This is a genomic window from Brevibacterium aurantiacum, from assembly GCF_003932995.1.
GTDB lineage: Bacteria > Actinomycetota > Actinomycetes > Actinomycetales > Brevibacteriaceae > Brevibacterium > Brevibacterium aurantiacum.
The window spans coordinates 3492929-3505184 of the sequence record NZ_CP025333.1 but is presented as its reverse complement, the minus strand read 5'-3'; the positions used below and the strand labels follow the sequence as shown (position 1 = coordinate 3505184).

The following is a 12256-nucleotide window of genomic DNA, read 5'->3' as shown; positions in this document are numbered from 1 at the left end:
CCATGACGGACCTTCATGGAATCGATGATGAGGCAACGGCAGAACTCGATGAGGCAACGGCGGAGTTCGCGAACCTGCCGTACGTGACCGAGCTCAGATCAGCCGAGGCACTCTCGCAGCGCTTAGGCTTTCCCGTCGTGCCCAACCGCATCCGCGTCAAACCCGGTCGCAATGCCATCGTGTCCTGGTCGCGGGAAGCCGGGAGCCGCCTCGGCGGGCTTGAGGACTGGGGGTGGACTGCGGTTGTGACCAGCGCTGACAAGCTCGTCAATATTCGCAGGCGGGCTGCCCGGCACGATGAGACGATCACTGTGCACGAATGCAGCGAACCACGATCCGCCGGTGCCACCGGCAGTGTGCTGCTGAGTGGATCGGTGGCGGCGGATTCGAAGCTGGGGAAGGAGACTGCTCGCGCGATTGCGCGGTTGAACGGTGAGATCGATGTCATCGGCTACAACCCCGGACGGAGAGTTCTGCTCAAACATTCGCCAGAGCACGCGGGGGCTCCCGAGTTCATTCGCATCGGCACCCGCTCCCAGCAGCACCTGGTCGAGACCGCCAAACAGTGGACCGATTGGGGTCTGCCGACCCTCCCTGTCGAACCCATCGGCAGCAAAGGAACGGCTGTGGGCTCTCCCTGGTGGGGGACGGGTGACCTGGAGACGTCTCCCGACCTCGCTGTGGCCGAGGAAGTGGGAGTCATCATCGCAGAACTTCACCGCCACACCCCCGCCGAGGTGGTCTCCGGTTCCTCTCCATCGCCGTTTGATCAAGCCGAGGAAACCGCGACGCTGCTGGCGCAGCTGCTGCCCGAAGTGGGCAGGTCCGTCCAGGACATCGTCCGGGAGCTTCGACAGCGGATCGGGAACGAACCCCTCACCGGTGCTGCAGCCGATGGCGGCGCCCGTGCGATTCATGGGGACCTCAGCCCCGACCAGGTGCTTGTCGGTCATTCGGAATGCCGCATCATCGATCTCGACCGGGCCGGTGTCGGCCCTGTCGGGATGGACCTTGGCCGCTGGGTGGCCGCCTGTCGGCGACGCACCGACGAGGAAGGCACGTCACTCGAGGCCGGGTTCCTCGACGGCTACCGAGCAGCAGGCGGAGTCGATGTCGATGTGGAGGCATGGGCCGCCTGGGCCATGCTCGTCACGGCCGTCGAACCGTGGCGCACATGCCGACCGGATTGGCAGCAGGCCACAATGCAGACCATCAATGCAGCTCAGCAGGCTCTGTCCGCGAACGCGAGCCGGGTGTCGAAATGACGCCAGGACCTGCGGCACAAACAGTGTCTGACATCCCCGAATTCGTCACGATCGAAGGCCAGAAGTGGACTGTGTGCCGTGCCTGGCCCGCCAGCCGAGGTCGGATCGCGCTCGAAGCTCAGCACGGGTCTGCGATCAGGTCAGGGTTCCTCAGCAACGGTCGAGTGGACATGCTCGAGGAAGGCAGAGACTCGAAGCTGCCGGGACTCGAGCGACTGCTCGGCACCGCTGGGAACCGCGTGGTCTCGCATCGGCCGGGGAAGAGAGCCGTGATCCGCCTGGCCGATGGACGCTTCGCCAAATGCGTGCGCTCGTCCAAAGCGGATGGAATCGTCGCCGGACAGGACCGGGCCGAAGCGTTCCGGAACGGCTTCGCATTGCCGACCGTGCTCACCGCGGATGATTCGACCGTCGTCCTCAGTGCACTGCCGGGCGTCGAACTCCATGATCCACAGCGCTTGGGTGCTGATTGGTCGCGTGCCTGGGCGGAAGCTCTCGACGCTTGGGCGCTCGCCGCATCCACGACCGACACGACCACTGAGACGGACATGACTGCTGGAGCGGACACGAGTGCCGCGACGAACACGATTGCTGCGGCGATGCCGTCGATGCCGGTCCATTCGGCGAGCTCGGAAGTGCAGGTGCTCAACGAGTGGCGCGATCGTGCCCGCGTCCACCTCGGAGAGAAGCTCGCCGAGGTTGATGCTCTGATCACGCAGGTCAGCGCCGACCTGCTCAGCGACGGCGCGTCCTTGGCAGACGGGAACAATTCCTCGGCGGGGGAGCGGAACTGGGGTCCGATCCACCGCGACCTCCATGACAAGCAGGTCATGTGGGATCCGGTGGCCGGACCCGGACTGCTCGACGTCGACACGGCCTGCCTCGGCGAACGCGAACTCGACCTGGGCAACCTGCGCGCGCACGCGCAGTGGCGCAGTCACCAGGGGATCTGGACCCAGGACGACGCCGAGGTGGTGATCGGGGAGATCTCTCGGATCACCTCGGCGAGCGGACTGGATCCAGACCGGGTCCGCACCTATGAGCGCTCAGCACTCGTGCGGCTGGTCTGCGTCTATGCATTCCGACCGCGCTGGGCCCCACACACCGGGGTCCTGCTCGAAGCCGCCCACGAATGACGCGACTGCAGGCGTTTCTCGCCCCGTGCTCGGCTCTCGTCGAGTTTCACTCCTGAGTGCTGCGGCGGGCATCTCCCCAGATGTCGACGCCGGAATCGACGGCGAACGTATCGATGGCGGCCAGTTCCTCGGCGCTGAATGGTTCCGAATTCAGCGCCGCGACATTGTGTTCGAGCTGGGCGACCCGGCTGGAACCGATGACAAGAGAGGACACACGATCATCGCGCAGCGCCCAGCTCAGCGCCATCTGTGCCAGTGACTGACCGCGAGCTTCGGCGAGATCATTCAGCCCGCGAATGCGCTCGAGGTTGTCCTCGGAGAGGAAGCCATCCTTGAACGAAGGAGTGGACTTTCCTGCCCGTGACTCTTCGGGAACTCCGCCGAGGTATTTGTCGGTGAGCAGACCCTGTGCGAGTGGGGAGAACGCGATGACGCCCAGCCCCTCGGAATCGGTCGTATCGAGGAGGCCATCGGATTCGATCCACCGGTTGAACATCGAATACGAGGGTTGGTGGATGAGCAGCGGAGTGCCCAGCTCCTTCGCCAGCGCCGAGGCGCGGGCTGTGTCGGCGGCCGAATATGAGGAGATGCCGGCGTAGAGGGCACGGCCCGAACGCACCGCGGTGTCGAGGGCGCCGATGGTCTCCTCGAGGGGAGTCGAGGCATCGGGGCGGTGAGAGTAGAAGATGTCGACATAGTCGAGGCCGAGCCGCTTCAGCGAGGCGTCGAGACTGGCCAACAGGTATTTGCGGCTGCCGCCCGGTCCGCCGTAAGGGCCGGGATGCATCGCCCACCCGGCCTTGGTCGAGATGATGAGCTCGTCGCGGTAGGGATGGAGATCTTCGCGCAGCAGTCGCCCGAAGTTGGTCTCGGCCGAGCCGGGAGGTGGACCGTAGTTGTTCGCGAGGTCGAAGTGGGTGATGCCTAAGTCGAAGGCCCGGCGCACGATGTCACGCTGATTCTGGAAGGCAACATCATCGCCGAAGTTGTGCCACAGCCCCAACGACAGAGCGGGGAGGACGAGTCCGGAGCGACCGACCGGGCGATAGCTCATCGATTCGTAGCGGTCATCGGCTGCTTGATACACGGTGCCTCCTGCGGCGGGAAAAGACTCGAGTGCTGACCCTCAGCTTAGTCGTACCCGCGGACACGGCTGATGCCCTCTCATCTGTCCTCAAATCGTAAAAGTCAGACCAGTGGTCTTGATTTCCAGGTGTGTCCTATGCCTCAATAGTCACGTGACCAAATTCCACTCGATTCGGGATCAGCTCCTCGACCGCCTTGAGACGATGGCCGCCGGCGAGCAGTTCCCGCCCGAACGCCAGCTCGCCGAAGCACTGGGCATCTCGCGGATGACCCTGCGCCGCGCCATCGACGAACTGGTCTCCAAGGGCGTCGTCCGCCGTCGCCATGGCGCAGGCGTCTTCGCCCTCGGCCCGAAACTCGACCAGCCACTGGCAGCGAGCTCCTTCACAGAAGACATGGTCGCCCGCGGTATGCGCCCGGGGTCGCGCGTGGTCTCCTTCGACGTGACCAAGGCCGGCGCCCACATCGGGCGCAGGCTCCACATCGACGATGATGCCGAGGTCATCGCAATTCTGCGTCTGCGCCTGGCCGATGACGAACCACTCGCACTTGAGGAACTGCACATCCCCGCCGCCCTCGTCCCCGGTCTGATGCCTGCGGACCTGGAGAACAGTTCGTTCTACGAACTGCTGGCCTCGCGCTTCTCCATCTCTCTCAACCACAGTGTGCAGACGATCGAACCGACCCTCCTCGACGCGGGCGAGGCGAAGATCCTCGGAGTTCCCGAACAGTCAACGGCACTGCTCTTCGAACGCACCTCCCGAGGAGCCGACGGCGTGCCCTTCGAATTCGTTCGCTCGGTCTATCGCGGAGATCGCTACAAGATCCGCAGCGAACTCACCCTGCCCGACACCCACGGAGGAGGCCGCCCATGATCATCGCCGGCCTGATGACAGGAACGTCCGCCGATGCCCTCGACGTCGTCCTCGCTGATTTCATCCACGATGACGGTGACGAGCTGAGTGTCCGCCAGGCGGCTGGTCTCTCCGAACTTGGTGTCCGCATCCTCGCCAGCCGAGAGGTCGAATTCGACCAGCAGCTGCGCCGCGACATCCTGCGTCTGCTCGAGCCTGCCGACGTCCCCCTGTCCTTGGTCTCCAGTGTCGATGCCCGCTTGGGCCGCTTCTGCGCCCAGGCCGTCAGCGACCTCTGCACCGAAACCGGAGTCGAGGCCGAGCTCATCGTCTCCCACGGGCAGACCGTGCGCCACGACATCACCGAGGGTGCCGTCACCTCCACACTGCAGATCGGCCAACCGGCATGGATCGCCGAGGCGACCGGAGCTCCCGTACTCTCCGACGTCCGTGCCCGCGACGTTGCCGCCGGTGGGCAGGGCGCCCCGCTCGTCGGAATCCTCGACAGCCTCCTTGTCGGTGACGTCGAGGCTCCGATTGCGGTGCTCAACCTCGGCGGCATCGCCAACATCACGGTCCTCGCGCCCGAGCGCGCACCGCTGGCCTTCGACACCGGCCCCGCCAATGCACTCATCGACATCCTCGCCCGCAGGATCACCAAAGGGGAGGCGGGCTTCGACCGTGACGGGGAGCTGGCCGCACGCGGTCGGGTCGATGAGGAGCTGCTCGAGCAGCTGCTGGCCGATCCGTACTACCAACTTCCGGCACCGAAGTCGACGGGCAAGGAACTCTTCCACGCGGACTACCTCGATGGATTCCTCGAACCCAGGACCCACCTCGGCGAGCATGATGCCATCGCGACGGTCACGGCGCTGACCGCGCGCACGGTCGCCGATGCCTGCCACGCACACGGAGTCACCACGGTCATCGCCTCCGGCGGGGGCACCCGGAACCCGACGCTGCTGGGGCGAATGGCCTCGGAACTCGGCCCCGGCATCACCCTGACCAGCACGGATCAGGCCTTCGGGCTGCCCGAAGGTGCCAAAGAAGCCCTCCTCATGGCGCTGCTCGGATGGCTGAGCTGGAACGGACTCGCAGGCACCGAGCCGAACCTCACCGGTGCCGCGCATTCGAGCATCGCCGGACGGCTGAGTCCGGGACGCGGCCCGCTGAACCTGCCCGAGCCTCTGGAAGCCAGACCCACACGCCTGAGAATCCTGGACCGATGAGACCGGCGGACCGATGAGACCACTGAACTGATGAGGCCCTGCACCGATGCAGGCCTCGCGAAGAAACGCACACCCCTTGTATGAAGGAGAAGCACCATGCAGATCATCGACCTTCTGGTGATCATCGTCTACCTCGTCGCCACGGCGTGGTTGGGCCTGAAGCTCAGCGGAAAGCAGAAGGACCTCCAAGGCTACTTCCTGGGTGGTCGGAACATCCCGTGGTGGGCGGTGTGTCTGTCCGTGGTCGCCACGGAGACCAGCGCCCTGACCGTGATCGGCATTCCGGTCATGAGCTACCTCGGCGACATCAACTACCTGCAGCTGGGCCTGGGCTACATCCTCGGCCGAGTCGTCGTCGCCTTCTTCATGCTCCCGCGCTACTACGACGGTGAGATGCTCACCGCGTACGCCTACCTGGGCAAACGCTTCGGCACCTCGACCCAGACAACCGCGGGTGTGACCTTCCTGTTCACGCGCCTGCTGGCAGACGGCATCCGCGTGCTGGCCGCCGCCATCCCGGTCAAAGTCATCCTCGACGGCCTGGGCATCCACACGAACTACTTCGTCATCATCGTCGTCCTCTCACTCGTCACGATCGCCTACACCTTCATCGGCGGCATCAAGGCCGTGGTCTGGGTCGATGTGGCTCAGATGTGCCTCTACGTCGTGGGCGGTCTGCTGGCGATCATCGTCATCACCGCTGCCCTCGGCGGTGGCTGGTTGAGCGAGGCGGCGTCGGCCGACAAGCTGAACATGTTCATCTTCGAAGGCAATCCGATCTCGGCTCCCGACTCGTTCATCCCCTCGCTGCTCGGCGGCGCGGTCTTCGCCATGGCCTCCCACGGCTCCGACCAGCTCATCGTCCAGCGTCTCCTGTCCTGCCGCTCGAAGATCGAGGCGCAGAAGGCGCTCATCGTCTCCGGCGTCGTCGTCTTCGTCCAGTTCGCGATCTTCCTCGCGGTCGGCCTGGCGCTGTGGGCCTACTACGATCACGCGCTGCCGGCCGATCTGGGTCTGAGCCGTGACGACGAGATCTTCCCGCTCTTCATCATCGAGGGTCTGCCACCCGGCGTCTCGGGTCTGCTGCTGGCCGGCATCCTCGCTGCGGCCATGTCGACCCTGTCCTCGTCTCTGTCCGCACTGTCCTCCTCGACGGTCAACGACGTCTATGCACGGTTGAAGAAGACGCCGATGACCGACGCCGAGGGCTTCAAGGTCGGGCGCTGGGCGACGATCGGCTGGGGCATCGCCTTCATCCTCCCCGCCACCGTCTTCCAATCCGATGAGGGCAACATCGTCATCCTGGCCTTGGGCGTCGCGGGCATCACCTACGGCGGGCTGCTCGGGGCGTTCGTGTTCGGCATGGTCAACAAGCGCGCCACCGCCGTGGACGCGAACATCACCTTCGCCCTGGCAGTCGCGGTCAACGCCTTCTTCTTCGTCATGGAGAAGTACATCACCGGCGAGGTGTGGGTCGCCTGGCAGTGGTACCCGCTCCTCGGCGTCATCGTCATGGTCGTGATCGGCGGGCTCCTGTCCCTGCGCCACCCCAAGGCTCAGACCCGCAGCACCGTCGCCGAGGTGGAAGGCAGCAACCGCTGATGACCCAGTCCCAGCAGCCACCGTCCCCGGGCCCGCTGTCGCCGACCGAACAGCGCAACCCCCGCAGCGCGGGACTCGACGACCTCGACACCCTGGGTGTCCTGCAGGTGATGAATGATGAGGACCACGCCGTCCTGGCCGCGGTGCGGGCGGCCCTGCCGCAGCTGGCAGAACTCGTCGACATCGCGGCCGAGCGAATGCGCCGAGGCGGTACCGTCCACTACTTCGGTGCCGGCACCTCGGGCCGGTTGGGAGTACTCGACGCCAGCGAACTTCTGCCGACATTCAACCTCGAACCTGGGCGCGTGGTCGGGCACATCGCCGGTGGCCAGGCGGCGCTGGTCAACGCGGTGGAGAACGCCGAGGACTCCACCGGCGACGGTCGCAGAGCTGCGGGAAAGCTCGGTCCCGACGACGTGGCGATCGGAATCGCCGCGAGCGGTTCGACACCCTATGTTCGCGGGGCATTGGAAGCCGCCGGTGAGGTGGGCGCGCACACCGTGCTCATCTCGAACAACCCCGCTGCCCCCGTCGCCGAGGCGGCGGCTGACCATATTCTGCTCGACACCGGACCCGAAGTGGTGACGGGTTCGACCCGGCTCAAGGCCGGAACGGCGCAGAAGCTGACGCTCAATGGGTTCTCGACGGCGCTGATGATCGCGCTGGGTCGCACCTGGCGAAACCTCATGGTCTCCGTGGTCGCCACGAATGACAAACTGCGGGAACGGACCGTGCGGATCCTCTGCGAAGCAGCCGACCTGTCTGATGCTGCTGCCCGTGAGCTGCTGGAGGACTGCGACGGCGAACTCAAAACGGCGTTGGTCGTCTCCTTCACCTCGGTGACGCCCCAGGCCGCGGCGAAGCATCTCGCGGACTCCGACGGCTCAGTCAAGGCTGCGATTGCGGCAGTGTCTGCTGAATCGGGACGCGAGACCTCATGAGCGGTTTCGTCCTCGGCATCGACATCGGTGGCACCGGCAGTCGCGTCGCGATCGCACCCTTCGACGCGAATGCTGCGAGCACGACTGCTGACGGCGCCACGGCCGACGGTGTCGCGGCCGAGCCGCTGGGGGTCCTTACCGGCCCCGGGGTCTCCATCGGAGCCGAGGGCAGCAACGCCCCACAGCAGATCCGGCGGCTCGTCGTCGCGGCCAAGGAAGCATGGCCGGACCATGTCGAGTCGATCCGCGGAGTCGGCATCGGTGCCACCGGCATCGCCTCACTGAGCGCCGACGTCGGGGAGCTTGCGCGATCACTGGTGGTGGAGGCGAAAGCAGAAGCGGCGGTGGCGATCGATGCGTTGACGGCCCACCTCGGCGCCCTATCGGGTTGTGGGGGAGCGGTGACGGTCCTGGGCACGGGAGCAATCGCCATCGCCCATCCCGGGCCCGACCCGCAGGGAATGCTGTTGCCGAAGTGGAGGAGAGTCGACGGTTGGGGGCATCTCTTCGGTGACCGCGGGGGCGGTGCCTGGGTGGGCAGACAGGCACTCGAGGCAGCGCTGAAGTGCCACGACGGAGTCGATGATCGAGGCGCCGGTCTGCTTGAGGCGGCACGACAGATATTCGGCGAACCGGGCACGTGGCCTGCACAGTTCTACACGCGCAGCGATCGAGCAGGACTCCTCGCCGAGTTCGCCGTCGACGTGGCTGGCCGCGCCGGTGCGGGTGATCCCGTGGCCAGCGCACTGTTGGCCGAGGCTGGACGCGAGGCCGCGCGCAGTGCGATCGCAGCCGGAGGCCAAGGAGTCGACGCCGCATCCCGAGTCACGCTCAGCGGTGGTCTGCGCCGGGCAGGTGAGTCTCTCGTCGAGGCGTTTCGTGCTGAGGCTCTGCGCCTGAGGCCAGGGGCGGCCGTTGTCGAACCCGCCGGCGATCCGCTCAGCGGGGCGCTGACCTTGGCGAATCTGGTGGGGCAGAGGCGATTGCGGCCGCAGCCGGGAGTGCTGTGGGTCTGAGTTAGTCGCGCCGGCGACGGCAAATGCATGTCCAGTATTCACCTGGCCTGCATCTGCGGACCAACAGTCGGTCAGGATCTTCACACAGGATCGACAGTGTGAGAACGATTCGTGAACTGAATTCCGCGGTCCACCGTCCTGCCGATGAGCTCGAACTTCCCACGGGGCCGCGCACGAGGGCCTACAGGTGCTTCGAAGCACTGCCGGCGATCGTGAGCTTCTCCGCCATCGGATTGGTGTTCGTCCTGCCGTTCATCGACGCGACTGCCGGGGCGATCTACGTCTTCACCGTTGTCGGACTCACTCTGTTTCGGGCGATGCGTGGAGCCGTCGACGTTTCACGAGGATTTGTGCGCTTCCGGCGCAGCTCCCGAGTGGACTGGGGCGCCAGGCTGCTCGATGTCGAACGGGCGCTGGACGGACAGCCCTCACGTCCCTATCCCTGGTCTGGGTTCCGGGCGCAGCAGCACGCCGCGACGATTGCCCGAGTGCGCGAGAACCCAGGTGCAGTGATGCGTCCCTCGTCCGTGCTCCATGCTGTCGTGGTCGCTGCCTACAAACGAGCCCTACGATGTGGTCGCCGACGGAATCCGCTCCCTCCTGCACACCTCGACCTCGCCCTCTAAGATCGTCGTCTTCTTCGCCTATGAGGAACGCGGCGGGCCTCGGATGGCTGAGACGGCACGTCGCCTGGCGGCCGAGTACGGTGACGGTTTTGCGGCCTTCGTCCTCGTCGAGCATCCGGCCGGAATCCCGGGAGAGATTGCGGGAAAGGGCGCGAACATCACCTACGCCGGTCAGCGGCTGGCTCATTGGGTGGAGGCGAACGGGATCGATCCCGAGTCGGTGCTCGTGACCAGCCTCGACTGCGACAACACACCCCACGAGGCGTATTTCGACTATGTCGCCTACGAATATGTGCTCGCGCCCGATCGCGCCCACCTCTCGTTCCAACCCATCAGCCTCTACCTCACGAACATCTGGGAGGCGCCCGCGCCCTCTCGTGTCGTCGCGAGCGCGAACTGCTTCTGGAATCTCACGACCACGGTCCGCCCTCTCTCGCTGCGCAACTTCGCCTCCCACTCTCAGCCACTGACCGCGCTCGTCGACATGGGGTTCTGGTCGAAGAAGACGATCGTCGAAGACGGCCACCAGTACTGGAGGAGCTGGTTCCACTTCGACGGTGACTACCGTGTCGTGCCCATCCACGTTCCGATCTACCAGGATGCTGTCCTCGCCGGCGGATTCAGGGACACGATGGTGGCTCAGTTCAAGCAGCTCAGCCGTTGGTCATACGGTGCCAGCGATGTGCCCTATGTAGGGGTGAGGGTCTTCTCCGGGACTGCTCGAACACCCTTCTGGCCCGGTTTCCTCCGCTTCCTCTCACTCATCGAAGGTCATGTCAGCCTGGCCTCGATCTCTGTGATCATCGCAGTCGGCGGGTGGATTCCCTTCGCTGTGGCAACGCAGACAGGAGAGGTTACGGACCTCATCGAGCGGATGCCGATGACGGTCGGTCTGATCCAGCAGATCGGCATGGTCGGTCTCATTGCTTCCGTCATCGTCTTCAACTCGCTGCTGCCGCCCCGGCCGGTCCACGTTCCACCGGTGCGTCGGGTGACCATGTGGCTGCAGTGGGTGCTGTATCCGCTGACCCTGCTCGTGTTCAACTCCTCGACCGCGCTGCATTCGCAGTGGCGACTGCTCACCGGTCGCTACCGTGAGCGCTTCGACGTCACTGAGAAGGTCTCCGGGGTGGGACGCAGGACTGTGTGAGTTCGCCGCCCCATGTCAATCGGTCTCCTCGTGGTCTAGCATCGATTCTGTGCCCGCAATGCTGAGGAACACAATGCTGAGGAGCGTGTCATGACAGACGCTGCGCACGACCAACTCGATGCCGACTGTGACTGCATCATCTCCGGAGGCGGGCCCGCCGGAATCGTTGCCGGGCTGCTCCTGGCCCGCGGTGGTGTCAAGGTTGTGGTGCTGGAGAAGCACATCGACTTCTTCCGCGATTTCCGCGGTGACACGATCCACCCATCAACACTGCGGCTTCTGGACGAGCTGGGACTCTACAACGAATTCGCTCGCATCACCCACCGCAGGGTGACCAACATCAGTCTCGCGGGTGACGACGGTCGGGACTACATCCTCGGCGACCTGTCCAGGTTGAACACGCCGCATCCGTTCATGACGATCGCACCTCAGTGGGACTTCCTCAATCTGCTGGCCAAGGCAGGGGAGGACGAACCCGGGTTCGATCTGCGCATGGGGGCCGAGATGACCTCGCTGATCTGGGACGGCGACCGAGTCGTCGGTGTTCAGGTACAGGCTCCCGACGGTGAGACCGAGCTGCGGGCACCACTCGTCGTCGCCGCTGACGGTCGCTGGTCGAAGGCTCGGGACGAGGCGCAGCTGTCGATGCGGGAGCTGCGGTCCACGATCGACGTGTGGTGGTTCCGGATCGACACCCAGGCGCAGCTGGCCGAATCCATCGCTCCTCGCGCCAAGGGCGGCAACGTGTTCGTCGCGATTCCGCGCGACGGTCACGTCCAGATGGCCCGCCTCATCCCGAAGGGCGAGGACACACGCTTCCGTGAGCAGGGGATCGAGTCTCTTCGCCGCGCGGTCGCCGAGACCTTCCCCGTGCTGGCAGGCGATGTTGCAGCGCTGCGGCTTGAGGATGTGAAGCTCCTTGATGTCAGGCGCAATGAGGCCAAGCGCTGGTTCGTCGACGGGGTGCTGTGCATCGGTGATGCGGCCCATGCCATGAGCCCGCTGGGCGGAGTCGGCGTCAATCTGGCAGTCCAAGACGGTGTGGCCACGGCTCGTCTGCTGGCGGAGGCGCTGCGGACGGGAAGCGTGTCCACCAGCGACCTCAGGCGTGTGCAGCGCAGACGGCTGCTGACGACGAAAGCGGTTGAGCTGCTGCAGGGAGGCATCCACGCGATGGTCGAGCCGGTCGTCCACAACGGCGGAGTCATCCGCCCGCCGGCGCCGGTCCTCTGGCTGCTGAAGACGTTCCCGGCACTGACCGTGATTCCGGCGCGCATCCTCGGAATCGGTATCACTCCCGAGCATGCTCCGGACTTCGCCCGTCGGCAACCGGAGACAGTCTGACATTCGC

General features: G+C 65.4%; 11 protein-coding genes. 10 read left to right on the top strand and 1 reads right to left on the bottom strand.

Annotation, left to right across the window (positions count from 1 at the left end):
* Window positions 1-2: 2 nt before the first annotated feature.
* Together CXR25_RS16245 and CXR25_RS16240 are read left to right on the top strand one after the other, a co-directional pair.
* A complete protein-coding gene (locus tag CXR25_RS16245) occupies window positions 3-1265 on the top strand; it encodes a phosphotransferase (RefSeq protein ID WP_069600932.1) in 1263 nt (420 codons plus the stop codon).
* Entirely contained in the window at window positions 1262-2401 is a 1140-nt protein-coding gene (locus CXR25_RS16240) for a phosphotransferase (RefSeq protein ID WP_125240792.1), read from the top strand. Before CXR25_RS16245 ends, CXR25_RS16240 begins: the two co-directional genes overlap by 4 nt.
* A gap of 46 nt (window positions 2402-2447) precedes the next feature.
* Here CXR25_RS16240 and mgrA read toward each other — a convergent pair whose 3' ends face one another.
* Window positions 2448-3488: an L-glyceraldehyde 3-phosphate reductase gene (gene mgrA, locus CXR25_RS16235; RefSeq protein ID WP_009882509.1), complete on the bottom strand. Its 1041-nt coding sequence runs from the start codon at window positions 3486-3488 to the stop codon at window positions 2448-2450.
* Window positions 3489-3639: 151 nt separating this feature from the next.
* Between mgrA and CXR25_RS16230 the strand changes: the two genes are divergently transcribed.
* The 8 genes from CXR25_RS16230 to CXR25_RS16195 all read left to right on the top strand — a co-directional run bounded on the left by CXR25_RS16230 (window position 3640) and on the right by CXR25_RS16195 (window position 12249).
* Window positions 3640-4362 carry a GntR family transcriptional regulator gene (locus CXR25_RS16230; RefSeq protein WP_125240791.1) on the top strand — a complete coding sequence of 241 codons (723 nt, stop codon included), beginning with the start codon at window positions 3640-3642 and terminating at the stop codon, window positions 4360-4362.
* A complete protein-coding gene (locus CXR25_RS16225) occupies window positions 4359-5570 on the top strand; it encodes an anhydro-N-acetylmuramic acid kinase (protein ID WP_009882507.1) in 1212 nt (403 codons plus the stop codon). The genes CXR25_RS16230 and CXR25_RS16225 overlap by 4 nt, the downstream gene beginning before the upstream one ends.
* A gap of 96 nt (window positions 5571-5666) precedes the next feature.
* The gene (locus CXR25_RS16220; protein WP_125240790.1) at window positions 5667-7172 is read left to right on the top strand and encodes a sodium:solute symporter; all 1506 of its coding nucleotides are present in this window, start codon (window positions 5667-5669) and stop codon (window positions 7170-7172) included.
* Complete coding sequence (murQ, locus tag CXR25_RS16215) at window positions 7172-8113, top strand: N-acetylmuramic acid 6-phosphate etherase (RefSeq protein ID WP_096146307.1); 942 nt, start codon at window positions 7172-7174, stop codon at window positions 8111-8113. The genes CXR25_RS16220 and murQ overlap by 1 nt, the downstream gene beginning before the upstream one ends.
* Window positions 8110-9129: an N-acetylglucosamine kinase gene (locus CXR25_RS16210; protein ID WP_125240789.1), complete on the top strand. Its 1020-nt coding sequence runs from the start codon at window positions 8110-8112 to the stop codon at window positions 9127-9129. Before murQ ends, CXR25_RS16210 begins: the two co-directional genes overlap by 4 nt.
* Window positions 9130-9227: 98 nt before the next feature.
* The gene (locus tag CXR25_RS16205; protein WP_125240788.1) at window positions 9228-9755 is read left to right on the top strand and encodes a hypothetical protein; all 528 of its coding nucleotides are present in this window, start codon (window positions 9228-9230) and stop codon (window positions 9753-9755) included.
* The gene (locus tag CXR25_RS16200) at window positions 9703-10905 is read left to right on the top strand and encodes a hypothetical protein (protein WP_125240787.1); all 1203 of its coding nucleotides are present in this window, start codon (window positions 9703-9705) and stop codon (window positions 10903-10905) included. The genes CXR25_RS16205 and CXR25_RS16200 overlap by 53 nt, the downstream gene beginning before the upstream one ends.
* Window positions 10906-10995: 90 nt before the next feature.
* Window positions 10996-12249, top strand: a complete 1254-nt coding sequence (locus CXR25_RS16195) for an FAD-dependent oxidoreductase (protein ID WP_125240786.1) — start codon at window positions 10996-10998, stop codon at window positions 12247-12249.
* Window positions 12250-12256: the final 7 nt, after the last annotated feature.

Excerpts from the sequence above, each read along its gene's own strand:
- CXR25_RS16245 (WP_069600932.1), top strand. The coding sequence starts at position 3 with ATGACGGACCTTCATGGAATCGATGATGAGGCAACGGCAGAACTCGAT.
- CXR25_RS16240 (WP_125240792.1), top strand. The coding sequence starts at position 1,262 with ATGACGCCAGGACCTGCGGCACAAACAGTGTCTGACATCCCCGAATTC.
- CXR25_RS16225 (WP_009882507.1), top strand. The coding sequence starts at position 4,359 with ATGATCATCGCCGGCCTGATGACAGGAACGTCCGCCGATGCCCTCGAC.
- CXR25_RS16220 (WP_125240790.1), top strand. The coding sequence starts at position 5,667 with ATGCAGATCATCGACCTTCTGGTGATCATCGTCTACCTCGTCGCCACG.
- murQ (WP_096146307.1), top strand. The coding sequence starts at position 7,172 with ATGACCCAGTCCCAGCAGCCACCGTCCCCGGGCCCGCTGTCGCCGACC.
- CXR25_RS16210 (WP_125240789.1), top strand. The coding sequence starts at position 8,110 with ATGAGCGGTTTCGTCCTCGGCATCGACATCGGTGGCACCGGCAGTCGC.
- CXR25_RS16195 (WP_125240786.1), top strand. The coding sequence starts at position 10,996 with ATGACAGACGCTGCGCACGACCAACTCGATGCCGACTGTGACTGCATC.